General features: G+C 60.3%; 40 protein-coding genes and 1 tRNA gene. 19 read left to right on the top strand and 22 right to left on the bottom strand.

Features of this window, described 5'->3' with window-relative positions; translation table 11 throughout:
* Positions 1 to 126: 126 nt before the first annotated feature.
* From MOQ67_RS05130 to MOQ67_RS05145, 4 genes are all read left to right on the top strand, one after another.
* Entirely contained in the window at positions 127 to 540 is a 414-nt protein-coding gene (locus MOQ67_RS05130; protein ID WP_017845468.1) for a pilin, read from the top strand.
* 35 nt (positions 541 to 575) lie between these two features.
* Positions 576 to 1,985, top strand: a complete 1,410-nt coding sequence (locus MOQ67_RS05135) for an O-antigen ligase family protein (protein WP_448675823.1) — start codon at positions 576 to 578, stop codon at positions 1,983 to 1,985.
* A 39-nt stretch (positions 1,986 to 2,024) separates the two neighbouring features.
* A tRNA-Thr gene (locus MOQ67_RS05140) sits at positions 2,025 to 2,097 on the top strand.
* A 167-nt stretch (positions 2,098 to 2,264) separates the two neighbouring features.
* On the top strand, positions 2,265 to 3,497 hold the full coding sequence (locus MOQ67_RS05145) for a tyrosine-type recombinase/integrase (RefSeq protein ID WP_448675824.1): 1,233 nt from the start codon (positions 2,265 to 2,267) through the stop codon (positions 3,495 to 3,497).
* On the opposite strand, the gene MOQ67_RS05150 is transcribed toward MOQ67_RS05145, so the two are convergent.
* From MOQ67_RS05150 to MOQ67_RS05240, 19 genes are all read right to left on the bottom strand, one after another.
* Positions 3,467 to 3,709: a helix-turn-helix transcriptional regulator gene (locus MOQ67_RS05150; RefSeq protein ID WP_448675825.1), complete on the bottom strand. Its 243-nt coding sequence runs from the start codon at positions 3,707 to 3,709 to the stop codon at positions 3,467 to 3,469. The genes MOQ67_RS05145 and MOQ67_RS05150 overlap by 31 nt on opposite strands.
* A 79-nt stretch (positions 3,710 to 3,788) precedes the next feature.
* The gene (locus MOQ67_RS05155; RefSeq protein ID WP_448675826.1) at positions 3,789 to 4,622 is read right to left on the bottom strand and encodes a hypothetical protein; all 834 of its coding nucleotides are present in this window, start codon (positions 4,620 to 4,622) and stop codon (positions 3,789 to 3,791) included.
* Positions 4,622 to 4,792: a hypothetical protein gene (locus tag MOQ67_RS05160; RefSeq protein ID WP_448675827.1), complete on the bottom strand. Its 171-nt coding sequence runs from the start codon at positions 4,790 to 4,792 to the stop codon at positions 4,622 to 4,624. The genes MOQ67_RS05155 and MOQ67_RS05160 overlap by 1 nt, the downstream gene beginning before the upstream one ends.
* A gap of 3 nt (positions 4,793 to 4,795) precedes the next feature.
* Entirely contained in the window at positions 4,796 to 4,990 is a 195-nt protein-coding gene (locus tag MOQ67_RS05165) for a hypothetical protein (protein ID WP_448675828.1), read from the bottom strand.
* Entirely contained in the window at positions 4,987 to 5,415 is a 429-nt protein-coding gene (locus MOQ67_RS05170) for a hypothetical protein (RefSeq protein ID WP_448675829.1), read from the bottom strand. Before MOQ67_RS05170 ends, MOQ67_RS05165 begins: the two co-directional genes overlap by 4 nt.
* Positions 5,415 to 5,735, bottom strand: coding sequence for a hypothetical protein (locus MOQ67_RS05175; RefSeq protein WP_448675830.1), 321 nt, complete (start codon positions 5,733 to 5,735; stop codon positions 5,415 to 5,417). Before MOQ67_RS05175 ends, MOQ67_RS05170 begins: the two co-directional genes overlap by 1 nt.
* Positions 5,732 to 7,408, bottom strand: coding sequence for a DNA cytosine methyltransferase (locus tag MOQ67_RS05180; protein ID WP_448675831.1), 1,677 nt, complete (start codon positions 7,406 to 7,408; stop codon positions 5,732 to 5,734). The genes MOQ67_RS05175 and MOQ67_RS05180 overlap by 4 nt, the downstream gene beginning before the upstream one ends.
* A 58-nt stretch (positions 7,409 to 7,466) precedes the next feature.
* Positions 7,467 to 8,078, bottom strand: a complete 612-nt coding sequence (locus MOQ67_RS05185; RefSeq protein ID WP_448675832.1) for a 3'-5' exonuclease — start codon at positions 8,076 to 8,078, stop codon at positions 7,467 to 7,469.
* On the bottom strand, positions 8,075 to 8,566 hold the full coding sequence (locus tag MOQ67_RS05190) for a hypothetical protein (protein ID WP_448675833.1): 492 nt from the start codon (positions 8,564 to 8,566) through the stop codon (positions 8,075 to 8,077). The genes MOQ67_RS05185 and MOQ67_RS05190 overlap by 4 nt, the downstream gene beginning before the upstream one ends.
* 63 nt (positions 8,567 to 8,629) lie before the next feature.
* Positions 8,630 to 10,387, bottom strand: coding sequence for an AAA family ATPase (locus MOQ67_RS05195; RefSeq protein WP_448675834.1), 1,758 nt, complete (start codon positions 10,385 to 10,387; stop codon positions 8,630 to 8,632).
* Positions 10,388 to 10,390: 3 nt separating this feature from the next.
* A complete protein-coding gene (locus tag MOQ67_RS05200; RefSeq protein ID WP_448675835.1) occupies positions 10,391 to 11,230 on the bottom strand; it encodes a DNA translocase FtsK in 840 nt (279 codons plus the stop codon).
* Positions 11,231 to 11,239: 9 nt separating this feature from the next.
* Positions 11,240 to 11,440: a hypothetical protein gene (locus MOQ67_RS05205; RefSeq protein ID WP_448675836.1), complete on the bottom strand. Its 201-nt coding sequence runs from the start codon at positions 11,438 to 11,440 to the stop codon at positions 11,240 to 11,242.
* Positions 11,441 to 11,445: 5 nt separating this feature from the next.
* Positions 11,446 to 12,393 (bottom strand): hypothetical protein, encoded by a 948-nt coding sequence (locus MOQ67_RS05210; RefSeq protein ID WP_448675837.1) that lies wholly within the window; start codon positions 12,391 to 12,393, stop codon positions 11,446 to 11,448.
* Between the two features lie 6 nt (positions 12,394 to 12,399).
* On the bottom strand, positions 12,400 to 13,203 hold the full coding sequence (locus MOQ67_RS05215; RefSeq protein WP_448675838.1) for a RecB family exonuclease: 804 nt from the start codon (positions 13,201 to 13,203) through the stop codon (positions 12,400 to 12,402).
* Between the two features lie 125 nt (positions 13,204 to 13,328).
* A complete protein-coding gene (locus tag MOQ67_RS05220) occupies positions 13,329 to 13,511 on the bottom strand; it encodes a hypothetical protein (RefSeq protein ID WP_448675839.1) in 183 nt (60 codons plus the stop codon).
* Positions 13,508 to 13,645, bottom strand: a complete 138-nt coding sequence (locus MOQ67_RS05225; protein WP_448675840.1) for a hypothetical protein — start codon at positions 13,643 to 13,645, stop codon at positions 13,508 to 13,510. Before MOQ67_RS05225 ends, MOQ67_RS05220 begins: the two co-directional genes overlap by 4 nt.
* Entirely contained in the window at positions 13,642 to 13,860 is a 219-nt protein-coding gene (locus MOQ67_RS05230) for a hypothetical protein (protein WP_448675841.1), read from the bottom strand. Before MOQ67_RS05230 ends, MOQ67_RS05225 begins: the two co-directional genes overlap by 4 nt.
* The gene (locus tag MOQ67_RS05235; RefSeq protein WP_448675842.1) at positions 13,857 to 14,144 is read right to left on the bottom strand and encodes a hypothetical protein; all 288 of its coding nucleotides are present in this window, start codon (positions 14,142 to 14,144) and stop codon (positions 13,857 to 13,859) included. Before MOQ67_RS05235 ends, MOQ67_RS05230 begins: the two co-directional genes overlap by 4 nt.
* Before the next feature lie 65 nt (positions 14,145 to 14,209).
* A complete protein-coding gene (locus MOQ67_RS05240) occupies positions 14,210 to 14,341 on the bottom strand; it encodes a hypothetical protein (RefSeq protein ID WP_448675843.1) in 132 nt (43 codons plus the stop codon).
* Positions 14,342 to 14,882: 541 nt separating this feature from the next.
* Here MOQ67_RS05240 and MOQ67_RS05245 point away from each other — a divergent pair.
* Positions 14,883 to 15,020 (top strand): hypothetical protein, encoded by a 138-nt coding sequence (locus MOQ67_RS05245; RefSeq protein WP_448675844.1) that lies wholly within the window; start codon positions 14,883 to 14,885, stop codon positions 15,018 to 15,020.
* A gap of 45 nt (positions 15,021 to 15,065) precedes the next feature.
* On the opposite strand, the gene MOQ67_RS05250 is transcribed toward MOQ67_RS05245, so the two are convergent.
* From MOQ67_RS05250 to MOQ67_RS05260, 3 genes are read right to left on the bottom strand one after another with little or no spacing between them, the layout of a single operon-like run.
* Positions 15,066 to 15,335, bottom strand: a complete 270-nt coding sequence (locus MOQ67_RS05250; RefSeq protein WP_448675845.1) for a hypothetical protein — start codon at positions 15,333 to 15,335, stop codon at positions 15,066 to 15,068.
* Between the two features lie 10 nt (positions 15,336 to 15,345).
* On the bottom strand, positions 15,346 to 15,753 hold the full coding sequence (locus MOQ67_RS05255) for a hypothetical protein (protein ID WP_448675846.1): 408 nt from the start codon (positions 15,751 to 15,753) through the stop codon (positions 15,346 to 15,348).
* Positions 15,754 to 15,768: 15 nt separating this feature from the next.
* Positions 15,769 to 16,401 (bottom strand): LexA family protein, encoded by a 633-nt coding sequence (locus tag MOQ67_RS05260; RefSeq protein WP_448675847.1) that lies wholly within the window; start codon positions 16,399 to 16,401, stop codon positions 15,769 to 15,771.
* Positions 16,402 to 16,516: 115 nt separating this feature from the next.
* Here MOQ67_RS05260 and MOQ67_RS05265 point away from each other — a divergent pair, with 115 nt between their 5' ends.
* The 14 genes from MOQ67_RS05265 (at position 16,517) to MOQ67_RS05330 (ending at position 24,508) form a co-directional block, all read left to right on the top strand.
* On the top strand, positions 16,517 to 16,753 hold the full coding sequence (locus tag MOQ67_RS05265; RefSeq protein ID WP_169871265.1) for a helix-turn-helix domain-containing protein: 237 nt from the start codon (positions 16,517 to 16,519) through the stop codon (positions 16,751 to 16,753).
* Positions 16,754 to 16,755: 2 nt separating this feature from the next.
* The gene (locus tag MOQ67_RS05270) at positions 16,756 to 17,064 is read left to right on the top strand and encodes a CII family transcriptional regulator (protein WP_172312210.1); all 309 of its coding nucleotides are present in this window, start codon (positions 16,756 to 16,758) and stop codon (positions 17,062 to 17,064) included.
* A 2-nt stretch (positions 17,065 to 17,066) separates the two neighbouring features.
* A complete protein-coding gene (locus tag MOQ67_RS05275) occupies positions 17,067 to 17,909 on the top strand; it encodes a DnaT-like ssDNA-binding domain-containing protein (RefSeq protein ID WP_448675848.1) in 843 nt (280 codons plus the stop codon).
* Positions 17,910 to 17,946: 37 nt separating this feature from the next.
* A complete protein-coding gene (locus MOQ67_RS05280) occupies positions 17,947 to 18,555 on the top strand; it encodes a replication protein P (RefSeq protein ID WP_448675849.1) in 609 nt (202 codons plus the stop codon).
* A complete protein-coding gene (locus tag MOQ67_RS05285; RefSeq protein ID WP_448675850.1) occupies positions 18,548 to 18,982 on the top strand; it encodes a RusA family crossover junction endodeoxyribonuclease in 435 nt (144 codons plus the stop codon). Before MOQ67_RS05280 ends, MOQ67_RS05285 begins: the two co-directional genes overlap by 8 nt.
* Before the next feature lie 40 nt (positions 18,983 to 19,022).
* Positions 19,023 to 19,904, top strand: coding sequence for a hypothetical protein (locus tag MOQ67_RS05290; protein WP_448675851.1), 882 nt, complete (start codon positions 19,023 to 19,025; stop codon positions 19,902 to 19,904).
* 148 nt (positions 19,905 to 20,052) lie between these two features.
* On the top strand, positions 20,053 to 20,448 hold the full coding sequence (locus MOQ67_RS05295) for a putative holin (protein WP_017847631.1): 396 nt from the start codon (positions 20,053 to 20,055) through the stop codon (positions 20,446 to 20,448).
* Complete coding sequence (locus MOQ67_RS05300) at positions 20,441 to 20,725, top strand: phage holin family protein (protein ID WP_017847630.1); 285 nt, start codon at positions 20,441 to 20,443, stop codon at positions 20,723 to 20,725. Before MOQ67_RS05295 ends, MOQ67_RS05300 begins: the two co-directional genes overlap by 8 nt.
* On the top strand, positions 20,725 to 21,345 hold the full coding sequence (locus MOQ67_RS05305; RefSeq protein WP_448675852.1) for a glycoside hydrolase family 19 protein: 621 nt from the start codon (positions 20,725 to 20,727) through the stop codon (positions 21,343 to 21,345). Before MOQ67_RS05300 ends, MOQ67_RS05305 begins: the two co-directional genes overlap by 1 nt.
* Complete coding sequence (locus MOQ67_RS05310) at positions 21,342 to 21,605, top strand: hypothetical protein (RefSeq protein ID WP_448675853.1); 264 nt, start codon at positions 21,342 to 21,344, stop codon at positions 21,603 to 21,605. Before MOQ67_RS05305 ends, MOQ67_RS05310 begins: the two co-directional genes overlap by 4 nt.
* A 26-nt stretch (positions 21,606 to 21,631) precedes the next feature.
* On the top strand, positions 21,632 to 22,000 hold the full coding sequence (locus MOQ67_RS05315; RefSeq protein ID WP_448675854.1) for a Gp49 family protein: 369 nt from the start codon (positions 21,632 to 21,634) through the stop codon (positions 21,998 to 22,000).
* An 11-nt stretch (positions 22,001 to 22,011) separates the two neighbouring features.
* Complete coding sequence (locus tag MOQ67_RS05320) at positions 22,012 to 22,479, top strand: lysis system i-spanin subunit Rz (protein WP_448675855.1); 468 nt, start codon at positions 22,012 to 22,014, stop codon at positions 22,477 to 22,479.
* 3 nt (positions 22,480 to 22,482) lie between these two features.
* Positions 22,483 to 23,019: a terminase small subunit gene (locus MOQ67_RS05325; protein WP_443492846.1), complete on the top strand. Its 537-nt coding sequence runs from the start codon at positions 22,483 to 22,485 to the stop codon at positions 23,017 to 23,019.
* Positions 22,997 to 24,508 carry a terminase gene (locus MOQ67_RS05330; RefSeq protein WP_448675856.1) on the top strand — a complete coding sequence of 504 codons (1,512 nt, stop codon included), beginning with the start codon at positions 22,997 to 22,999 and terminating at the stop codon, positions 24,506 to 24,508. The genes MOQ67_RS05325 and MOQ67_RS05330 overlap by 23 nt, the downstream gene beginning before the upstream one ends.
* Position 24,509: the final 1 nt, after the last annotated feature.

A 24,509-nucleotide genomic window follows, 5' to 3' on the forward strand; every position in this document is an offset into this window, starting at 1 on the left:
CGATAAAATGTCAGATTGTGCGTCTTGGACGCGATTGGCCGCTCGCGGGTGAGTACACTGGCGCGGCTGCACGATACGGGGCGCAGGACGCGCCTTGTCATGGGTTCTGTTCTGGAGAGGAATGTGATGCGTCAGAAAGGTTTTACTTTGATCGAGTTGTTGATCGTCGTGGCAATCATCGGCATTTTGGCCACCATTGGCTTGCCCATGTACACCACGCATCAGGCCAAGGCCAAGTTCACGGCCGGGCTGGCTGAAATCACCGCGTTGAAAGCCGGCTACGAGGATGTATTCAACCAAGGCACAGTGCCAACCGTGGCATTGATCGGTGGCACCAGCCCGACCGCCAATTGCAAGATCGATGTGGCAGGGGATGTCGCCACCGGCGCCGGTTCCATCAGTTGCGAAATCCTCGATGCCCCGGCACCGGTACTGGGCAAGACCATTACCCTGACGCGCAGCGCCACCGCCGGCTGGAAATGCGCCACGACGGCAGAGGCCAAGTACGCCGCCAAAGGGTGTGGCGCCGACGGGGCATGACTGCCAAACCCTGCGCACGGACGTAAAGGTGGCCGATGTCGTTATCCCCGCAGCAGCGCGACAAGACGTTCCTGGTGATTGCAGCGTGCTTGCTCGCGCTGGGTATCTGCGCACCGTTCAGCGGGCATGACTGGCAGCGCGCAATGCAGGTGGCCATGGGCCTGGGCGCGGTGGTGTATGGGCTGACGGTCGTTCCCGTCGAGCGTCTGGTGGACCGGCCGACGGCCCTGGGCCTGGTGCTGATCGTTGGGCTGGGCCTGGTGTCATCGGCACTGGCCCATCAGCCGCTCTGGGCCTTCACCGAGGTCGCGCTGTTCATCAGTTGTGGGGCGATCGCCGTCGCGGTTGCCCTGCTGCGCCGACATGCAGGTGAGCCGTTGGACCGCGTGCTGATCCTGATGGTGGTGCTGTTGTGCCTGATCAAGTCAATCCAATATCTGTATGCCGGCGCGCTCGCCTTCGCCAGTGGCGCGCGGGTTCTTGATCCGGACGCGTTGCTGTCCGGGTTTTCCAACAAGCGCTTCTACGGTCAATTCCAGACCTTCACCCTGCCATTGCTGGCGCTGCCCTTGCTGATGCCCAAGGTCTCCCGCTCCGTGCGCGGCGCGGTGTTTGCGTTGCTGTGTGTGTGGTGGTTGATCGCGATCAGCGGCGGCACCCGCGGCACCTGGCTCGGCATGGCGGTGGCCGGGGTGGTATTGGCGCTGCTCGGGCCGTGGGGGCGACGCTGGTTGGCCTGGCAATTGGCTGCGGTGTGCGGCGGTTTGTTGCTGTATACGGCGTTGTTCACGCTGTTGACGGGTGCGCTGGGTGTCGAGGTCGGCAGTGGCGTCAGCGATCGCCTCACCACTTCGCTGTCGGGGCGTGGCCCGATCTGGTGGCAGGCCTGGCACATGATCGCCGAGCGTCCGTGGCTGGGGTTCGGGCCGATGCATTTCGCGGATATCGCCAACCCGGTCGCCGCGCACCCGCACCAGGCAATCCTGCAATGGGCCAGCGAGTGGGGCGTTCCCTCGGCCTTGTGCGTGGCTGCCTTGGCGTGGCGCGGTGGCTGGGCCACCCTCTGCGTGTTGCGGGCGCGGGCTTGTTCTACAGAGCGCGTGGACTTGCTGCGCGGGTGCCTGTTTGCGGCATTGCTGGGCGCGCTCACGCAAGCAATGGTCGACGGCGTCATCGTGATGCCCAACTCGCAGGTCTGGTTGGCGCTGGTGGTGGGCTGGTTGATGGCGCTGCACGTGTGGCGCGCCGCTCCTGGCGCGTCGCTGCCGTGGGCCTGGGCAGGGTGGCGGGTGGCGGCGGTGCTGTCCGTTGGCCTGCTGGTGTGGGTCGTGATGCGTGATGCCCCGCACATCGAGCAAGCCCAGCAAGACTATCTTGAAGGTGGCAACCAACACCTGCAGCCGCGCTTCTGGGCCCAAGGGGTGATTGCCCTGCGACGTCAGTGAGTTGCCGGACGCCCGATGCGGTGCTAGCTTTAGCCCACCGCCCGTGTAGCTCAGCCGGTAGAGCAGCGCACTCGTAACGCGAAGGTCGCAGGTTCGATTCCTGTCTCGGGCACAGTGTTAACTTCCCATGCGTTACCAAGCGTTCCCGTAGAACCAAATAAGAAGCCGCCTTGAGCGGCTTTCTTATTCCCGCCTCTTTTCACATCTTCCCACATCTTCCCGATATTTTTAGTACATTGCGCAGCACATGCTAATTCGATTGATCAGGCGATGTACTAAATGCCCCTCACTGATACCGCTGTTCGCCAGGCCAAGCCGGCCGACAAGGACTTCTCACTCACGGACGCCAGCGGCCTATCCCTGTTCGTCGCCAGCAACGGCACGAAGTCGTGGCACTTCCGGTTCTCCTGGCTCGGCAAGCAGCCGCGCTATTCCCTCGGCACCTATCCAGAAATAACCCTCAAGGAAGCCCGCGAACTACGGGACCAGGCGCGTGCGCTGGTGGCAAAGGGTATAGATCCAAGGGCCAAGCGGCGCGCAGAGAAGGACCAGGCCACGGCACAGGCGCTGCACACCTTTGAGGCGGTGGCCAACGAGTGGCACGCGTTTAAGACTCCGCGCATGGCGGCGGCGGTTCGCGGCGGCTCGGTGCAGGCCCGGTTCTACCTGGACAAGGATTTGATCCCGGCCATGGGCAAGATCCCGATAGCCGACGTGAAGCGGGCGGATGTACTGGCCGCGCTGCGCAGGGTCGAAAAGCGTGGGGCACTGAACTCGGCGCGCAAGTGTCGATCTTGGCTGAATGAGATTTTCCGCTATGGCATGGTCTCCGGGTACTTGGATATCAACCCGGCCTCAGATCTGGACATCGTGGCCCAGCCGGAACCGCCGGTGAGGCACAACCCAATGCTGGTGCGCAGTGAGCTGGCCGAGTTCTTCCGCACCCTGGAGGCATCCACGGCAGCGCCATACGTCAAGTGTGCGATCCGAATTTTGTTCCTGACTGGCGTGCGCACCACTGAGCTTCGCAACGCGATGGCGTCTCAGCTTGATCTTGACGCCGGTCTATGGACTATCCCGCCGGACGCGGTGAAGCAACTGAAAAAAAGGGTTAGGAGGCAATCTAAAGAGGATGAGGTGCCGCCTTATCTGGTGCCGCTGTCGCGGCAGGCGGTGGAGGTTATGCGCAAGGTGCACCAGTTGACCGGCGGTTACCGATTGTTGATCGCGGGTCGTAATGATCCACGGCAGCCAATCAGCGACGGCACGGTCAACTCAGCACTAAAACGCATGGGGTACGAGGGGAGGCTGACCGGGCACGGTATCCGCGCAACGATTTCAACAGCCTTAAACGAGATGGGATACAACGCGGATTGGATCGAGGCACAGCTATCGCACGCCAGCGGGAGCCAGGTGCGCAGGTCTTACAACCATGCCGAGTACGTGGAGCAGCGGCGGGTGATGATGCAGGAGTGGGCTGACTACTTGGATTCGGTAGCGGCTGGCGCCTGACCAGCCACCGTGCGCGACACGGCCCATTGTTCGACCTCGGCGCGTACCCAGGCCACGGCCTTGACGCCCAGCTTCCGCTGCTTGGGAAAGTCGCCAGCCACCGCCATGCGGTAAATGCTGGTGGTGCTGAGCCCGGAGATTTTGCGGACCTCGGGGAGCTTGATGTACTCGATGTGCTTTGCTTGTTGCTCGTCGGTGCGTGCAGCGTTCATAGAAATACCTCGCCACGCCGTTTCCGGCTGGATTCGTAGGGTTGTGTGGGAGTTTACAGCGTGGAGTACGGATGTACTCCTATCGGGATTTGAGCAAATCGCGCAGTTGTGCATCAGCGGCCTGCATATCGGCCATGGAACGGAACCCGATGCTGATGGCGTATTTTCCGCCGCCGGATTCAGTCGTGTAGAAACCAGTGTTGAGTACGTCCACCGCTACCGGCGCGGGCTGCTCGGCCTGCGGCGGTGTTAGATACACCTCGGCGCTGCCGTCCTCGTCGCAAAGTTCGTTCGCCTCGGGAATCGCAAACAACACCATGCCCGCGAACTCCATCTGGGCTATGCCTCCCTCAAGAAGCCATTCAAGGCGCAAGCTTCCATCGCCGTTGTCGCGAGTGACGGCTACTGCTTCAATCGTGACCGGCTCGCCCTGGGGCTGGGAGGCTGGCTTGCAGCTGTGACTGCAATCGCCGGGCTTGTAGTCATCGACCGCCCGGCATGCAGGGTGATGGCCTGCCACGGTTTCAGGTTTCGCAACCAGCAGGGCGCGCAGATCGCGCGTCGTCGGATCCTGGGCCATCATGTACTCAGGCGTGTCACATGTTCCGCCCGCTTCGATGATGCGGTCATACCCGGCCTGATAAATTCGCTTCATGGCGAGCAGCGAAGTGCGTAGCGCCCCTTCAAGCACATCCGCCCGCTCATCCGCTGCGGTCAGGCGCTGTTGCAGGGCGTCCACTCGCTTGCGCAGGTCTATCGCGTTCTGTGCGTAAGCCTCTCTGTCCGAGTTCGCACTCGCCAGCCCGGCGGTTACCCGGTCGAAGTCAGCCCCCAGCACAACGTTGATTCGCCCCAGTGCTTGGCCTTCAACAAGGCCCGCCTCGGTGACGTGGTATCGCTTTACTTCACTCATCACTGCTTCTCCCGTGCGCGCAGCTCGGCCATTTCCGCCTGCCGGGCCTTGCTGCATTTGTCGTGGTTGCCGTGGGCGCGGGACTTCCCGCACTGATCACAGATGGTTTGCAGATCCAGCGGGCGCATGGGCGCGCCGCGAATCTTTACGGTTCGGCGTAGGGCGGTCATTGATCACCTCCAGTACGTCACGCCGTCGTTGCAGGACCAGCCAACTTTCCCGGTCGAGTAGGTGGTTGTTGTGACCGGCTTGCAGTCATGGGACTTGGCAAAGGCCGCCCAGTCGTCATTGGTCTTGGCGGCCATGTACAGGCAGAAAAGGGTGGCGGCCATAAGCATGGCGGCGATGCAGATTTGTTTCGGGGTCATGACGTCACCTTCAACGCCGATTTGCCCAGCATGCGCAGCGCACGGCGGGCGCTGCCCAGTTCCTGGCGCACGTCGCGGCGTTCCTGGATAACCCGCCAGGCCGCATAGCAGTGTTCGCAGCCAGTGTCTTCTTGGGCGAGATAGTCTTGCTGCTCTTCGCTATCCATAGCTATCTGGTTGCCGTAGTCGCTTTCCACCGTCTCGTTGAAGGCTTCCCACAAGTGGGTTTTAACCAGCATCTTTTCGTCGTACAGGTCTTTGGTTTGTTCGGCGCTTAGCGTCCAGTCACCGGCCTTCTTCATCACCGGGCATTCTGCTAGGTGCGCGCCGATCTGTTTTTTCATCTGGCCAACCTGTTGCAGCAGACGTTCGTGGTTGGCCAGGGCAGTTATTACGCGGGTTTCAAACGGAATAACCTGTTTCATCACGCCTCCTTGAGCATGTCGATAACGATCTTGACGCCGCTGGCCACGCTTGCCGGCCGGGTGGCTGCATACCGCGTCAGGTCGGCAATGGCCTTGGCCCTGATGGGCTCGCGCCGAATGGAAGCGCCCAGGCCTTGCACGAAGTCCACGGCGTAACGCTTGCCCTCCAGTTCCATGACGCGGTTGATGGGGCCGGTGATGACCAGGGCGGGCAGCGGCTCGTTGACCAGGACGGGCGGGATAACCTTGGGATTTGGCGCGGGCGCCTGAAACTGGCGGTCGAGCGCGTCCGCCAGCGCTTTAAATGCGATTGGGTTCATGGTGTTACCTGCTGGGATACGCTCAGCGCCACCGCGACGGGTTGAACCCATATCGGCATGCTGTTGAGCATGAAGGTCTCGCCGGCTTCGGCCAGCAACAGTGTGGTGCCCATCACGTGGGCAATTGCTTCGGCGGCCGCCGGCGGAACTGCGTTGCCGATGCGCTCGCGCCATGCCTGGTCGCTCAGGCCGTCCAGTTCAAACAGTTCCTCGGGCTCAACCAAGCTTTGCAGCGCGGCCAGCTCAAGCGTGGTGAACGGTCTGTGCCAGGTGCCGTCGAGGCTTTCGATAACGCAGGTCAGCCGCTCGTTGGCTTCCGGCATGCGCGGATCTGCTACAGACCACCGGCCGTTGTCCTGGCGGGCACTGGCTGAAACGGCGCCGCACTGGTCGTTCCAGCTGGTGACGCCGTAGTGCCCACCGGTTAGGTAGGCGTCTCCCTTCGTGCGCTTCATGCCTGGGCGTGGGTCTTGAACAGCGAAAGCACCCTGGCCGGTTGTGCTGCCTGAAATTACCGTGCGCGATATCCCATCCCAGTGAGCCACGTTGTATTTCGCGTGCCCAATGCCAGGGTCGCGAGGATCTGCAACGCTGAATGTTCCTTGCCCGGGCGACTTGACGCCGATCACCGCGCCGCTCGTTTGGTCCCAGCGGCGGACGCCGTACTGCTGGTATTGAAGGGCACCGGCTTTGGCCCGTGGATCAGCTACCGAAAACTTGCCGTTGGTTGGCCCGCTGCGTGCCGCGACGGTGCCGGCTGTTTCGTTCCAGTCATGCACGCCCAGGAACCCATCCCGAAACTGGGGAACAATTACCAGGTCACGCAGATAGCCATCCTCGATCGCTAAATCATTCAGGCAGCGCCAGTCCTTGCCGGCTTCGACCAGGGCGAGGCGTACCCATGTTTTCCATTGCAGCGCTGGCACACGGTGCATGGGGCCGGCGGCTTCCACATCGCCAGCCATGGGCATGCGGCCAAGGATTGAACCGACCGATTTAAGGGTTTTCTTTTCCGGCTCATACAGGAATGGCGGCACCTTCTCGATATGGCGAGCAACCAGCAAGAAGCGCTTGCGGCTCTGAGCCAGGCCGCCGATAACGCCGCAATCGTGGGTGGTTTCTGCAACCGCGTAACCGTAGTGGTTCAACAGCTTGTTGATCTGGTCCAGCAGGTGGCGGCCACGGGTGGCCAGGCGCGGCACGTTCTCGAAAACGATCAACGATACCGGGTCGTCCTTCCAGGCCTCGCACATCAGCCACACACAGCGCAGCGTCAGCTCGTTCAGTGCCTGGTACTTCGGGGTAAGACTCATTGTTTCGGACAGCAAGCCCGATGCGCCTTTGCAGGGGCTGCTGATGAACACTGCGTCGGGACGTTCGTAGCCGGCGGCGCGGCGCACGTCGTCAGGACCAGCCTCAACCCAGCCTGGCGGTGGTTGCTTTCCGTGAAACGCGGTGTACATGCCGAGGGTGAAAAGGTCCATCAGGGTGCCGGGCACGCCTGATAGGCGCTGGAAGTCGCGCAACCCGGCCGGGTCTACGTCTATCCCGCCGATGCACTGCCATTCGGCCTGCATATTGCCCACCACGGGCTTGGCATTGTTGAACCCTTTGGCGCCGCCGCCGAGGCCGCAGCAAAAATGGAAGTGCTTAAAAATTCGCTTGAGCATCATGCGGCGATTCCTTGAAAGAGATTTGCGCCAGCGGTCGCCGGCGCATGGTGGGACTGGATCAAGCCACCTGAGCAGGCGGGTTCATGGCGAAGTAGATGCGGGCGCAGGCTTCGGTGTCGGGTCGTGCACGGTGGCCACCGACCAGTTCTTCACCGGTGAAGTGCAACAAGGCCTCGGCCACTGTCGGAACCTTGAACTGCTTGCCGAAGCCGGCGGCGATCATCTTTTGAGTCGGCGGGCACTGAACAATGTTCTTGCTCGACTGGCAGGTGCAGTACCCGGGCGTGACCTTGAAGGCGTCAGCCGCTTCCTTGCCCCGGTAGCGAGATAGGGCAATGCGCATGATCCGGTCATCGAATTGGATGTTGTGGGCAATGCGCAGGCCGGCGCGGTCGTGAATGGCCATGAAGCCGTCCAGCGCTTCCGATTCAGGGATGCCCAAGTCCATCGCCATTTCGTTGGTGATGCCGTGGATCGCTGTAACGTCGGCAGGGATTACCCAGCCATCAGGGCGCACCATCGCTTCGAAGGAATCGACCAGGGCGCCGTTGGCGTCGTAGGCCAGAATGCAGATGTCCACCAGGTGCGGCTGGCGAGGGTCTAGGCTCGACTCGCGGAACAGCGGCAGGCCACACGTTTCTGTGTCGTAGACACAAATCAAATCGCTCATATTGGTAGCTCCAGGGTGTGGTTGAGGTGGCGGCGCGACAATGATTTTCCCGCCTGAACTGGCTGGGTAACGGCGTCGGTGCCATTCCACCCAAGGTCAATTCGCCGCTGATAGGTGCCGCGCCCCACGCCGTTTCTGATTTCCCAGTCGCGGACGGTAAGGCTGATACAGCCAATGCGGATCACGTTGTTGCGACAGGTGTTTCGGCTCTGCTCGCCAGGCGTTGCCCAGCGACAGTTTTCCGGCTCATACGGGCCAGACGACTCTTTGCGATCGAGCGTGTGCAGTTCAGTTGGCGGCATTCCCATGTCTGCCACGAACAAGCCGAAGTCATTCCAGCGCTCACAGACCGTTACGCCTTTGCCGCCATAGTTGTGATAGGCAACGTGTTTGGGGTTGTTACAGCGTGCCCGCATGCCAGACCAGCGGGTGTAAAGCGGGTGTTTCCACGGCTTTCCATCCCAGCCGGGGATTGGCGTGTAAGGCATTTTGGTTTTCTCCAGGCACAAGAAAGGCGCCCTAAGGCGCCCGTGGTGTTGCGTGATTGATGGTCAGCCAGCTTTCTGCAACTGGACGTCGCTGCCGGCCATGCCGTTCTCGATCCATACAACCTGGAAGTCGGCGGGCAGCTTGGTTGGCTTCTCTTTCAGGGATCCGCAAATGATCGCCTGCAACTCACCAGCCTTGGTCAGGCTGCGCAGCAGACCCAGCAACTGGGCACGCACCGCTGGCAGCAGTACGTCGAAGCGATCCATCAGCACCAGGTTGAGACCGGACGCCAAGGCGATGGCCAGCGCGATCAGCGCGTCACAGCGCCATTTCTCCGACTCGGACAGCAGCGCGTACAGGCGCCCGTTGGCGGTGATCGCCATTTCTCCGCTGATTGCCACCGTTGGCCAACCTGCTGTTGCAGACAGGGTTGCTAGGCTGGCGTTGATAGGCTTCAAGGCTCCGGCCAGGATTTCGCCAGGAATGCCGTCCGGCGCCAGTGCGGTGGCGATGAGCGTCCAATCCTTCACGTCCTGGTGGTGCTTGGCTGCCTCGGTACCACGCTTGTGGGCGCCGGCGATCAGGTCCAGGCGCTCAGCCATCATTTCGACCTTGGCCTTGGCGCTGTCCCGCACATTGCGTTGTACCTGCAACGCCTTCTCAACGCGCTCAACCATGGCGTCGGTAATTTCCTCACCGGCAGCAGTGTTCAGCGCTTCAAGGTCGCGGCCGGCCTGTTCGGCGGCATGCACCGCTCTGGTGTCGTTGGTTTGGGTGCGGGCCATCAGGTTGTACGAATCGTTTGCCGTCTTGAGTTCCTGCTGTGCCTCGGCCAGCTTTTTGGTTTCAGCGGTCTTGCCCTTGAACACCTCGACAACCTGGCCAACAACCTTGAGCTTGACGCCGCAGCTTGGGCAGTCGCACGAACTTTCGCCGCCAGTGAAGGCCTGTACCTTTACCTCCGCCTCACTGACCTTACCGCGCCACAGTTCCAGCTCTTTGTTGGTGGCTTCCAACTTGGCCTGGGCTCGAGGAAGCAATGCGAATGCCTCGGCCAGTTCGATTTTGCGCGCAGCAGCAGCCTTTGTGGCCTGGCGCTTGGCGTTCAATCCGCCCAGGTGTTGATTGCCCTTTTCGATTTCAGCAGCGGCGGCAGTCAGTTCCGCCTGTGCCTGGGCCAGATCATCCTGCGTAACTTCCGGCGTGCCTTCTGGCAGTGGATCGATGCTCACAATCCAGCCTTCGGCCTTGTCGCTACCGTAAGCCTCGCCGGCGATGGCCTTCCAGGCTCCACGGCTTTCGCTGGTGTAGGTCTTTGCTTCATCCATCGCAGCGGCGAACCCGCGCAATAGTAAGGGCTTGATCTTCTCGACCTTGGCCGCGTCACAACCGCGCGCCGCCAGCTTTTCCACCACCACCTGGGGTTTGCCGCTGGACTTGGTCAGGGCGAACAGCAGCGAGCGGCGCGCCTTGTCGTCGAGCCGGGCGAACGCTTCGGGGTTCAGCACGTAGGGCAGATACTCCTGGCCCTCGATGTCGTTCCGCTCAAGCGTGCCTTTGGGCAGAGTAATGCTGCTGGCCACGCCGTCGTGCCCGATGATGATCTGGCCTTTCTTCTCACCCTCGGTGATCAGTTGGGCATAGTCCTTTTTAAGGGAAATCCGTGCGGCTTCGCCCAGGGCCAGGCCAATAGCCTCTTTCAGGCTCGACTTACCGGCACCGTTCAGGCCGCACACCATGGTGATTGGCGCGGAGGTCAGGTCCAGGTTTGCGCTGCGCAGACCCTGGAAGTTCTCGACGTAAATAGATTCGATGTGCATGACTTACTCCACACTCAGGTTGGGGCCGAGGTCGTCCAGGGTGGCGATGACCTTGTAGGTGTTGTCCGCCGAGGTGTCGCCCTCGGTGACCAGCTGGACCACTTCGTTATCGATCAGGCGCAGCAGCAGGGTGGTGACCTGGTCGCTGCTGATGGCCAGGCGGCTCTGCATCCAGTCGATGCCGAAGCCGTCGGACGCCTTGAGTACGATCAGTTGGGCCGCATCGTCGTAGGTGAACTCGCCGAACTCTTTTACTTCATCAAACTCGGGGGCCGGGCGATCGACATTGACCAGGGCATTCAGCTCGTCGGCGGTGCCCAGCGGGTGTTCGCCGTCCGGTTCGTCTGGGCCTTTTCCACCGGCGGGGAACAGGCTGCCGGTCAGGTCGCTGACATGCAGCGCCAAGTCCTTCTGGTCGCGATCTGGCTGGATGAAGTCGAGGCCGTCGTCATAGTCTGTCGGCGCCACCACCAACAGACACATCTTCCCGGGAACCTTGGCCAGGGCACCGCCGTTGGGGTCATTGACGTCAATGTTCGCGGTGATGGTGATCGCCTTTTCCTTGAACTTGGCATCGATCACCTTCACTTCAACGACGTCAACGTTGCGCGAGCTGATGATGTTGATCGCGGTGTGTGCCGCTTCGGTTGCGCTCTTGATGGCGCGGTCAATGACTTCCTGCTGGCAGCCTTCGTTCAGCTTGCTCCACGGGGAGTGGATGTTCTTCACTTCAAACAGGACCATGTTCACCAGGTCGTGTACCAGCAGTTCGTGCGCGAGCATGGATGGCTCAAAGCCCGCCAACTTGGCGCGCTCGATAATGTCACGGTGTTCAGTCTTCATTGGAAACCCTCAGTGCTCGGCGATGCGCTCAAGCTTCGATTGTTGAGCGGGGCTCAGATTGGTATGGGCGCCGTAACGCTTGAAGCTGGCGCGGATGTTCTCGACGAATTCCAGCTCCCAGCCGCCGCTGGCGTGCAGCTCAGCGGAGACCAGGATGGAAGCGAACTCCTCGACACTGTCGTAGATGTCGAGGACGGACTGTGCTGGCATGCCGGCTACTCGACTGCGAGGTCGTCGGTGTCGGCGGGTGTAGCGGTTTCAGCAGTTTTTGTTGCAGTTTCGGCCTGTTCTGTCGAGGAATCGGCTGGTTCTGTAACGATTTCGGCGTCTTGTGCATCATCTTCTTGGTCTGGAATAGGTGGTGCAGATTGGTTCTGCAGCTCGTCCAGGTTCACCGCGAAGTTGCCAGCCCCATCGGGCTTGGCGTCGATGAAATCGTGCACTTCCTCGGCACTTTGCAGGCCCATCAGTAGTTCAGGCGCATACAGGCGCCCGAAGAAACTGGCGCAGCGATAGCGCAACATCAGTTCAGGGATGGTCTGCCATTTGCTGCCTTTCTTCGTCAGCCAGCCTTCATCAAGCGCCATCTGAATGGATACGACAGGCGATTCAAGACGCTCGCCGGTTTCCTTCTCGATTGCCCAGGCCATACAGGTCTGGTGACGAACCTTGACGGTCTTGGTGATTTCGTTCGGCCGCTTCTTACCGCCGCCTGCTGGGGATACCCATTCGGTGACGGTGTAGGGCACGTCGATGACGTCACCCGGCTCCCCGAGGACAAAGCGCAACGATGAATACCGCCCGCAACTGTTGATAGACGCGATGATGAACGCGCTGGACCAGCTCGGACGCCCTTCGATGATGTGCAGGTTCTGCATGATCATCAGCGGGTCAGCGTTCATTCTCTGGGCCATGTTCAGGGCGACGGCGCAGTTCGCAATGCCGGCGCTGTTCTTCTCGTAGCCAGTTACTTGGCCGCCCTGCTTGATTTCCTTGTAGGCCCGGTAAGCAACCGGGACCATGGTGGAGCTGCTGAGCATGTTAGACACGCGCAACAACTGATCGAAACCGCCGCTGGTAAGGAAACCCATCGGCATGTCGGACTTGGGTTTGGCGACAGCACTGGTCTGCATTGCCGCCAGAGAGGTGGTTTGCTGGGTCATGGTCATTTACTCGTGGTAGGGACAAACGGACCAGCGCGGGCAGTACTTCGCGCTGCACAGGAAACTCTGTGGGTTGGGTGGGAACAGGCCGGTGCGGAACATTTCGGCGCCGATCTGGATCAGGCCGGGGAATTCTTCGGTGCCGACCATCATTTCTCTGGCGCCGCGTATCTCGCCGATGCCGGTTTCTGGCTTGCCCCGTGTTTTCAGGCCGATGATGTGAGCCGGTGCGGTGCAGGGCTCCCCGGTGGTGTGTTCTTCAAGGATTTCGTAGGTGCCGATTTGCGGGCTGTGGCCCTTCGTCTTGGCTACGCCATCCACGACAGCTGCGCCGCCGCTCTTTACATCGGCTATGCCCTTGCCGTCGCCGGCCTTGCAGATGCGCGCCCGGTCGAGCTGGCCCGTCAGCCGGATGACGATGCCGCCGCCACAGTCAATGTCCATGGGCTTGGCGGTGCGTTCGACGGCCACAAACTCATAGCGTGGGCTGATTTCGTTGCAGTACCTGGTGTGCAGCGGCAGGGCGATGCGCTCGGCTTCTGCCAGCGTCAGCTTGTCGGCCTTCCAGTCCACGTCATGTTCTGGATTGCGCAGCGTGTGTAACAGCATTTCGGCGGTGTCGTAGGCCGACAGGTCGCTGCCGTTCATGCGGGAAACGTCGAACGCCGCGGTGCCAGCGTGGATTGCGGTGCCAAGGTGGGCGCGGCCACTGCTGGGCGACCGATGCCCAAGGATGTGTATCCACTCCCACTTATAGGCGCAGTCGAACAGCGAGCCCCAGGAGGAGGCCCGCACGGTGGTGACGGACATGGTGTTTACCTATTGAGTGATCAGGCCGCCGATTGCGGGGCCCAAGAGAACGATGGTGAGGAAGGTCAGGCCAACGATGGCCGAGGTCCAGCGGATGGCGCGGCGCCGGTGCCGCTGGGGGGCGGTCATGGCTCCAAGTGCTCAATGTCCACAATGAAGGGCCAGAACGCGTAATCAACACAGATGGGTTGCAGTTCGTCTTCAGCGTCAATCTCCGTGACCTCTCCGGTGTGGCCAAGCGGCATGCTGGACAGGCATTTTTCCGTTACTCGGTGGGCGATATCGCCGACTTTCCATTCAATACTCATGACACCCTCGCAATCAGCATGCCGCGCCGCTGAGTGATGCGAACCCGCGTAGGCAGATCCGCGACCAAAGAAAAGCCCTGACGGTGCAGGGCTTGTTTAAGTGCCTCGTGGTTTCTGGCAATGATCGCGATCATGCGGCCCCCTTGAGCAGCTCCAGATAGCGGACCATTTCGGCGGCGCGGATGCGCTTGATGAAATCGTCACGCTCTTGAGTGGTAATCGCCGCCAGTTCCTCGGCGAGGAAAGCGGCCATGCAGGCCCGTTCGGCCACGTTGATGGGTAGAAGCGAGTTCGGTATCTGGATCAGCTCCGCCTCTATCCGTTTGGTTGCAATCTCCCGCGGCGTCATGCTGCCCACCGTTGCCGGCGCTTGCGGGCGTCAATCTCTACCCACAGCGCCAGTTCAATCTGCGGCCCGTACTGATGCGCCAGCACCGGCAGTTGGTAGTCCGGCACATCCATCCGCACGCCGTCTTCGTCGTAGCAGATGCCCGACACCAGCTTAAATTCCAGTTCCCGATCCCCCTGCGCATCCCAGTCACTGTTCCAGCTGGCCGGGCAGGGAGGATCATCAGCGAGTACGTTTACCTCCACCTGGAGGACAAACCCCTCAACAATTATTTCGTGTTCCATGGTCGCCTCCAGGGCGGTGATTACATCCGTCTGCCCACTTGGTGGAATGGGCAGAGGTGATGCGGTCAAAAGAAAACGAGACAGCAAGGGCCGTCATAGCCGTCCTCGCAGACAAATGCTTGCGCCTGCCCAGTTGCGACGGTCCAGCACTGGACATAAACGGTGCCTGCGAACTTGCTCTTGATCATGATTTGCATGGGTCTTGCTCCGGTTGTTTTCCCAATGCACCCGTCGCCAGGTGCATCAGTGAAAGGTTCCGGTGTTGCTGGCCGTAGTTACACGCCACATCGGCTGGGCGATTACTTTCTCGGGGGCCTTTGGAGCCCAACACCCAGCCGCGACACTGTCCGCTGGAAAACTGATTCGGGGCTTTGCGCTGCGCACCCAGGGACAGTTGCCATCCTTCTGGACCGTTGAGGCCGGTCCATCGCTTGCCTGTGAAACTGGGCCGGTGGTGATCCGGCAGGGTGAGGCGGTGGGACTAAAGAGCGGTGTTGAATCGCGTATAAATTTGCGTATTGCGCATTTGTGGTTTGCATAATGCGCAAAGAGATAATTTGCGTCAAGCGCAAACTGGAGGGCGAGCGAAAATAAATTGCGGTAGGTGCGCGACGGCCTTGCATATGAATTGCAGGCACAAGAAGCCCGCTCAGTGGCGGGCTCGGCGATAGAAACAAGAAGCCCGGCGCTAGGCCGGGCTGTGTATGCTGGTTAAAGTAAAATCAGAGGATGGAAGCCATGGAGACGCGATCAGGAGTCAGGCTGATCTATGGCGGCGATGACGCTGCCGAGAAATTCACCGCGATGGTCAAGGCTCTTTTACGGGCAAAAAAAATCACGCAGCCAGCAACCAAAGAAAAAGGGGGAGCGAAATGAGCAATCAACCTGCAACCAACGGCGAGTTTGATTTTAATGCAGTCATCAGTGCTTTGACTGATCGGTTCCCTGTGATGCATGCAGAGCAACGTGAAGCCTCGCTAGCTCGGATTCGAGATATTGAATGGTCTGTTGCATGCCCGAATTGTAATGGGACTGCTGAGATCCTGACTCATTCGGGATATAGGCAGCTTGCTTGCGAACCAACTCAATAAGCTCTGGCGACTTTGGGTGCGCAGCAAGTAACGCCAGGCAAACCCTGGTTAACGCTCCAATCTGTCCGTGCATCTCAGCAAGATAATCTTCAGCTTTCATGTTCTCTCCCCTACAGACGGCGCTGTATTTTCCAATTGGTTGCCAAATCTAGTTCCGGGCTTAACTCCGCAACGATCATCAGTGAAGGCACACCCAGGAAGTCAACAAAGTCACCCACAACGGCCAGGCAAAATTTGCCTTCAAGCTGCTTGCAATCTCGGTTATTTAGTAGTGAGGCAAGCATTCTGGCTTCTGGTCCTTCATTGGGGATCCGGACCGCAGCGACAGCGTTTCCATCCGGAGGAATGCTCACGGCATCCACAAAACAGGGCAGGAACTTATCCTTGATAATTTCATAGCGTTGATATTTGCATGCGTACTCGAAAGCACTTAGATCATCTTTGAAGTACAAGATCTGTGGTGTCGATGGATTTGGATTATTGCCAGCCAATTTAGAAATCCATGTCAGTAATCCCATCACAGCTTCCTTGAGTTAGAGGCCGGTCATCTTGGTATCGATCACACGCCCTATCACCTTGAATGGCCCTTCGACCTCAATAGTCCGATAGCTTGGGTTCAGGGGGCGCAAGTACTTGTTCCCCGCATCCTCGATGTACTGCTTGAATGTGCTTTCGCCGTTTTCCAGCTTTACCACGTAATACTTTCCGCTGATCAGATCGGCCTCGGGCATCACCAGGATGCGCGATCCTTCTGGAAAGCTGGGGTTACCGGCGCAGGTCATTGAGTCCCCGCGCACGTCCAGCCAGAAGCCGTTTTCACCTGCGTTTTCGGTGGACGCGAGCCAGGTATCTGCATCGCCCGGGTGGAATGTGTCGCACGACTCTGCCCATTCGCCAGCAATAACCCAGCTGATCAAAGGATATTCCTTAGAGCCCCGGCTCGGTTGCAGGGCCATCTGCACGTTCGACATACCAGCGTCTTGAATCTTCGCCAGCTCTATACCCAGTACGTTCATGATCCGTCCCAGCAATTCCTTGCTGGCGAACTGCTTGCCCCGTTCCAGTCGTGAAAGATTCCCGGAGTCAGTCTCAACCCGGTGTGATAGTTCGTCGAGCGTCCAGCCTTTAGCCTTCCGCGCGTCTCTGATTACTTTTCCAATATCCATTAGGTAATTCTCGTGATGCGTTGCGCGGCCCGCAAAGCGCATTGCGCAAATTTGGCTTGCACTTAATTTGCGCAATGCGCAAACTCAGTTCGTCTTTCATTCGAGGCGTACCGCCATGACCCCCTTAAAACGCGCACGAACCGCCAGGAAATGGACGCTCGCCGATGTTTCGGCACGTCTCTCCCAGCTCGGCGACACCATCGATTCCGGCAACCTGTCCCGCGTTGAGCGCGGTGTACAGCGGGCCTCGACCACTCTGGCCGAGAACCTGAGCCGCGTGTTTGACGGTGAAATCACCGAGATACACATCCTCTATCCGGAGCGCTTCAAAGGCGCTTCTGAGGCGGCATAGCCATGTCGACGAGCCCATTGAACCAAGAGCAGACCGCAAGGGCCCGCAGGAACTACGTGGTTCTCATGCAGGCGCTTGCATCCGTCGGCAATGCACCCGTGGCGCTTGCAGTAGGCGTCGATGAAGCAACGATCAGCCGGATGAAACCGGAGAAGTTTGAGCAGTTCTGCCAAATCCTGGCGGTGCTCGATCTGAAAGTTGTGCCTAAGGCAATGCAGTGCTTCGACAAGCGCGACATTGAGACCCTTCTGCACCAGGCCAAGCGGTACATGGATCTGATCCAGAACGTTGACCAGCTGCAGGAGGAATAACTGTGGACTGGCTCAGGCTCTGGCACGACATGCCCAACGATCCCAAGTGGAGGACGATTGCGCGCCTATCTGGTCGATCCATTTCAGAAGTGATGGCCGTCTACTGCCATCTACTGGTGATGGCGTCTTCTAATGCTGATCGCGGTCACATCGACGGCATCACATGTCACGACATGTCACGCGAAAACGTGACAAACGTGACATTCGTGACATGTCACGAAATCAACTTTATCGAAGGCTTATCGACTGCCATCGACATCGATATCGAGCACATAGAAGCCATCCTGACGGTGATGCAGGGGAGGGTCCTGTCCGGCTCGAAAATGTCTGGTTGGGATGCTCGCCAACCGAAACGCGAAGACTCCGGAACCAATGAAACCGGGGCTAAATCGGCTGCGCAGAGAAAACGGGACGAGCGAGAAAGGAAGAAGGCCGAGGCCCAAAATGCGGGATGTCACGATGTGTCACGCACTGTCACGCAAAGTCACGACAGATTAGATAAGAGAAGAGAAGATCAAGAGCACACACATACCGCGCAGACGAAATTCTCGCTTCACGACGCTTGGGAACCCGACCCAACCACGTTCACCGCCGTCCTGTTCCGCAATGGCATGGCAAACCAAACCTTCGAAGCCGACCAGCTTCTCGAATTCCGCTCGTACTGGATCAGCCGACCCGATGACCTGAAAACCCAGGCCCAGTGGGAGCACGCACTCGCCCAGCAACTGAAACGCCAAGCCCGCACCCAGCAAGCCAACGGGGGATCACCCAATGAAACCGGTAGACGAATTGCTCCAAGCCGCACGCGTAACGCTCACGACATCCTCACAGACCCAACCTGGTGAGCCGGAAGCGGAAAACGTAACCCCGCTGGAGCAGCAGGTGCACCGCGCAGTTCGTCGCGTGTTTGCCACGCTCAAGACCGCGTTCCCGGCCTGGTACGAGAAACACTACGGCAACGAGAAGGCCGAACAGCTCGCCCGCCGCGTGTGGATGACCGCGATCCAGGAACTGGGCGACGAGGCTGTGAACCGTGGCCTGCAACGCATGGTGCTGGAGTGCAAATTCCCGCCATCGCCCAGAGACTTCATGGACCTGTGCAAGCGCGTTGATGATCTGCCAACCGAGGCGCAAGCCTGGGACGAAGCCCTGCGCGGCACGTACAGCCACAAGGCCGTCAAGATCGCCGCCGAGGCCACCAGCACGTTCGATCTTCGAGCTGGCACGCACAACGACAAAGCGCTCAAGCAGCGCTTCGAGCGCAACTACGCCATCGTCATGCGCCGCGCACAGACCGGGCAGCCGCTGGAAGGGCGAATCTCCAAGGGCATTGGCCACGACAGCATGCGACCGCGTGAGCAGGTGCAGCTCGAGTACTCCCGCCAGGAGGCCGACCGCGTCGTCGACACCCTCGAAACCCCAAAAGACCCCCAAGCATGCCGTGCGCAACTGCTGGCAACGCTCGGCATTCGGAGAGACAAGCATGTCTGACCTCAAGCCCGTGTCGTTCTTCGTGCCAGGTGAGCCGCAAGGCAAGGGCCGCGCCCGTATCGGTAAGGTCGGCAACTTCGCCCGCATGTACACCCCAGCCAAGACCGTGGCCTACGAAGGGTTGATCGCGCTCGCCGCCCAGGACGTCATGCAAGGCCGTGCCCTGATCGAAGGCCCGGTGATGATCGAGCTGCGCATTGTCCACTCGGTGCCTCAATCCAAGTCGAAAAAGTGGAAGTTGCAGGCTTTGGCTGGGGAGGTGGCGTGCATGAAAAAACCGGATTCTGATAACTGCCTCAAAGCCGTCTGTGACGCTCTTAACGGCGTTGTGTTCAAGGATGACGTGCAAGTTACGGACGGATCGTTTAGACGGCGCTGGGGAGCTATACCGGGCGTACACGTGCGGATTGTGCCGCTGTGCCTGTGAAAGATCAGCAATACGCGAAAATACGCAATGAGGGGGATTTATGAGACTGATCAGCGCACGGCAAGCATGGCGGGAGGCGCTTCACGAGAGTCGCGACTCGGTGCTGGCAGCAGCCCAAGAGCGTATCAAGCTCGGTAAGCGGGGCAGGGTGATCGGTGAAACCATGCCCTCGATGCGTGACAGCAACGGCCGGTGCGCGCACATGCTCGCTGCCGGCCTTGTGCAATCTGCCATTGGGACGCTGCCAAAGCCGCTGCAGCACTTCGGGCACGCGCTGTACTCGCCGGTTGCCAATGGCCAGGACATCAACGTCGCTCATGCTCTGGTGTGGCTGACCGTGGACCTGGGCGAATGCACTGCCAAGCGCAAGGAAGTGGCGTACTGGATGGCCCTGGCCGCGATCAAGAGCCACCAGGCAGCAGTCAACGGGCGCGAAGCCTGGGGCCCTGGCCGGGTAGTTGAGTTCGTGCACGACTGGTACGGGACCAAGGTCAGCGTCAGTCATTGGGCGCGCGACTGGGCCGCGATCTGGGCAGCCATCGCCAGCACCGTGGACAGCCTGGACGCGAAGGCGTTGAGGCCTGTGGCGGCGGTCATCGTGAAAATGTCCGAGCGCGTGGGCGATGGCATGTCGCGGTGGGCTTCCCACGACCGCGAACACGTAGCGCAGGACCGCTCCGTTGCGTATCTGCCGCGCCGTGAGCAGTTCGTGCAATCGCTGCGTGACCGCCTGGTGGCGATGGATGATCAGGCGTTGCGCCGGTGGTTCAAGCGTATGCGGGTGTATTGCGAAGCCTACCGGGCAGAGTGGGGCAGCGACGTGGTGGAGAATCCCGGCAGGCACCTGATCTACCTCGATCGCCTGGGCGAGTACTGGAATCAGCGCCAACGCGTGGGTGACGTGAAAAAAATGGTCGCTTGACCATTTGGTGAGTGTTTTGGTATGTTTTTCCCACGTTGCAAAGTTACGTCCAGCTCCCAGAAACCCGCCAAGTGCGGGTTTTTTGTTGTCTGAATTTCAATCTTGAGCCTCGCCGTCGTGCGGGGCTTTTTCGTGTCTGGGGTCGCAAATGGCAGAGCCAAGCAGCGGTGCAGTGTTGGCCGCTCAGGCGGCTGCGGGCGTGGCGGGTGTAACTGGCGTGACGGCGGCGAGCATGATGCCCGGCGTGGATGTGAACGCAGTGGTTGGGGCGTTCGCCGGCGCCATGTTCTTCGTGGTGTTCGCCAAGGATCTAAAACCCTGGGCTCGCTTCGGCTACTTCATCGCGTCGTGGGTGCTGGGTTATTACGTGGCCAGCGAGGTCATCGGGCGCGAATGGGCCAGGACTTCCGGCCTGGTCGCCTTCTTCGGCGCGCTGTTCTGCGTTGTCGTGTGCATCAGTCTTCTGGAGTGGATCGATGGCGGCAAAATTCCGGGATGGCTGCAATGGGTCGCCGATAGATTCGGAGGTAGCCGTAATGGTTGATCCATGGACTTTGGCCGCTGCCGCAATTTGTGGCGCGATCTGCTTTCGAATCACGGTTTACCAGCGCCAGGGCGCCCGGTATCGCGCCGGCGTGTCTTGGTGTGCCTACGCCTTGGCTGCTGCAACTGGCTGCGAGTGGCTGTCGGTGATGTTGGCCATCCTGCTTGCCAAGCCAGCCACCGCCGTTTCCCCGTTCATCCTGATCGTGCTGCTGGTGCTGGCAGTACTTGTCTACCGCGCCGGCGGCAACGTCGCACGCATCCTGAGAATGGACTGATGAAAATCACACCTTCCCACCTGGTGGAAATCCTCCGCTGCCAGGACGCAACCGCGCGCCTGTGGGCTGACCCGCTCAACAACGCGTGCGCCCTGTACCAAATCGACACACCGTTGCGCCTTGCTGCGTTCCTGGCCCAGGTCGGGCACGAAAGCGCCAGGCTTTCACGGGTGGTCGAGAACCTGAGCTACAGCGCCACTGCGCTGCAGCGCACCTGGTCCAGCCTGTTCGATGCCAAGACCGCCGCCGAATACGCCCACCAGCCAGAGCGCATTGCCAACGTTGCTTACAACGGCCGGCTGGGTAATACCGCGCCTGGTGATGGCTGGAAGTACCGGGGACGTGGCCTGATCCAGATCACCGGCAAGACGAACTACACCCTGTACGGCCAGTTGATGGGGCTGGATCTGCTCAACACCCCGTCGCTGCTTGAATCCCCGAAGAACGCGGCTAGCTCTGCCGCCTGCTTTTGGCACACGAACGGGCTGAACGCCCTGGCCGACCTCGGGGACATCCAGAACATCGGCAGCATCATCAACACCGGGCGCCGTGGCCGCACACCGAATGGTGCCGCTGAGCGCCAGGCGCTGTACCAGGTGGCGCTGAAGGTGTTGGCATGAAATACCGCAAGCCGACTGAACACGTCGACGCCATGCAGTACACGGGCGCGAACCTCGACGAGGTCATGGCGTTCTGTTCGACCCTGGTCGAGTCGGGCGGCTTCGGCTTCACCGACCGCGTCAACGGCCAGTTGGTCATGAACTCAGCGGGCGGAACTGAGCGTGCAATGCCTGACGACTGGATCGTCATGGCTGCCGACGGATCGCTAAAGGCCATGAAACCTGAGGTGTTCGCCGCCACGTATGAGCTGGACGAATGAATCACCCAACCCGAGAGGCTTTCACCGTGAACGACACAGCAATCGAACAGGAAATCCAGGCCAAAGGTCTGACTGCGCCGCGCGTAACTCCGGCAGACCTGAAAGCTAACATCGTTGGCGAGTACTTCTTTACTGCTGCTGACGGTGTGCAGGCCGCTTTCCACGCACAGGATGAGTTGACCCGGCTCACCGGCGCGCACGGCGAATTGGCGTTGCTGACCTTCTGTGTTTTGGTGCTGCGCAACGGCTTTACCGTCACTGGTGAGAGTGCGTGCGCCAGCCCTGAGAACTTCGACGCGGAGATTGGTCGCAAGATCGCCCGCGAGAACGCGGTGCAAAAGGTCTGGCCGCTGATGGGCTACGCGCTCAAACAGCAACTGCACGAAGCCAAGTAAGGAATCCCGCCATGATCCGCTACCTCATTGCCGCACTCGCTGCATGCCTGGTGCTGATCTACGGCGGATGGAGCCACATCCAGGGACAGGCCAAGGACATGGCCGTTGCGACGGATCGCATTGACACCCTTGAGCGCGCGGCCGAGTCACGCAAGAACACCCAGCGCCTGCTGGCCAAGCTCGACACCGAACACACGAAGGCCCTGACCGATGCGCAGACCGCTAACAACCAGCTTCGTACTGATGTCGCTACTGGCGCTCACCGGCTGTCCGTCAAGGCCACCTGTCCCGCTGTGCGAAACACCGCCGCCACCGCCGGCCTGGGTGATGCAGAAGCGCGAGCCGAACTTGACCCAGCGGCTGGTCAACGAATTGTCGCCATCGCCAACGACGGTGACGAAGGACTGATAGCCCTGCGTGCGGCACAGGACTACATCAACACCGTCTGCCTGGGCGGTACCAATCAAAAGGGGCAGTGACCTATGGCCGCTCTAACCCCGAAGCAACAGGCGTTTGTTCTGGAATTCCTGGTTGACCTGAACGCCAGCCAAGCGGCCATCAGGGCCGGGTATGCGCGCAAGGGCGTAAACGCCGCGTCGTACTCCCTCATGCAGCGACCGCACATCGCAGCCGCGATCAAGGCAGCGATGGAGGCCCGCAGCCAGCGGACCAAGGTCGATGCCGATTACGTGCTGAACCGCCTCACCGAGATTGACCAGATGGACCTGCTGGACATTCTCAACGACGACATGTCGTTCAAGCCTCTATCCCTGTGGCCCAAGGTCTGGCGCCAGTCGCTGTCGGCGTTCGATATCGCCGAGATGTTCGAAGGCTCCGGCAAGGACCGCGACATGGTCGGGCTGATGAAAAAGATCAAGTGGCCGGACAAGGTCAAGAACCTTGAGCTACTGGGCAAGCACGTCAACGTCAATGCCTTCCGGGACCAGGTGGCGGTCGATGTAACCCTCACCCTTTCCGAACGGATGGCCAAAGCCCGTGAACGCGCCAGCAGAGGTTGACCAGGAACAGCAACTGGTCGAGGACATTCTCTCGTTTGCGCAGGACCCGCTTGGATACGTCTGGTACGCCTTCCCTTGGGGCGAGCCAGGCACAGAGCTGGCGAATAAGTCGGGCCCAAGGCCCTGGCAGATTGAAGTCCTCGACTCTATCGGCAAAAAGCTTCGCGCCGGCGCCAAGGATTTGGGCGAGGTAATCCACGAAGCCACGGCCAGCGGTCACGGCATCGGCAAGTCGGCCCTGGTGTCCTGGCTGATCAAGTGGTCTGTGGATACCTGCGTCGATGCACGCGGCGTCGTTACGGCGAACACCGAAACCCAGCTCAGGACCAAGACCTGGCCCGAGGTATCGAAGTGGAACCGGCTTTCCATCACGGCGCATTGGTTCCGCATCACGGCTACAGCGCTTATCAGCACCGACCCGGACCACGAAAAGAACTGGCGCGTGGATGCGGTGCCCTGGTCTGAGAGCAATACCGAGGCATTCGCCGGCCTGCACAACGAGGGCAAGCGCCTGCTGCTGGTGTTCGACGAAGCATCAGCCATCGCCGATACGGTGTGGGAGGTGGCCGAAGGTGCGCTCACCGACGAGAACACCGAAATCATCTGGGCGGCCTTCGGCAACCCGACCAAGACCACCGGCCGGTTCCGGTCATGCTTCACCCGGTACAAGCATCGGTGGTCTCACCGCCAGGTCGACAGCCGCACGGTTGAAGGCACCAACAAAACGCAAATCGCCAAATGGCAGCAGGACTACGGGGAAGACAGCGACTTCTTCCGTATCCGTGTGCGCGGCATGTTCCCGAGGGCTTCCGAATTGCAACTGATCCCGACTGACTGGGTTGCCGATGCGATGAAGCGGGAGCCGGTGTTTGGCCTGGACGACGCACTGGTATGCGGTATCGACATCGCCCGGGGCGGCGCCGACAGCAACGTGATTCGCTTCCGTCGCGGCCTCGACACCCGGTCAATACCCGCAATCAAGATCCCAGGCAGCGAGACCCGCAACACCACTTTGTTCATCGCCAAGGTGTGCACCGTGGTGCAGGAACACCGACCCGACGCGGTGTTTGTCGACGCCACTGGCGTTGGTGGTCCTGTAGCTGACCAGCTTCGCCGCCTGATGCCCGGCATCGTGATCATCGACGTCAACTTCGCCAGCATGGCGCCAGATCGGCACTACGCGAACATGCGCACCTACATGTGGTGGCAGATGCGCGAAGCATTGCGGGCGGGCCTGGCCATCGACAGCAGCGAGGAACTTGAAGCCGAGCTGACCTCGCCTATGTACACGCATAACGCCAGTGACCAGATCGCCCTGGAAAAGAAGGACGACATCAAAAAGCGCCTGGGCATCTCACCCGATGACGCCGACGCGCTGGCACTTACCTATGCCATGCCGGTGATGAAGAGCCAATACAACGACTACGGCGGTTCTGGCGCCAGCAACAACGGCCTGGAATCCGAATACGACCCCTACGCGAGTAACTGAC

Source organism: Pseudomonas sp. LY-1, from assembly GCF_053502595.1.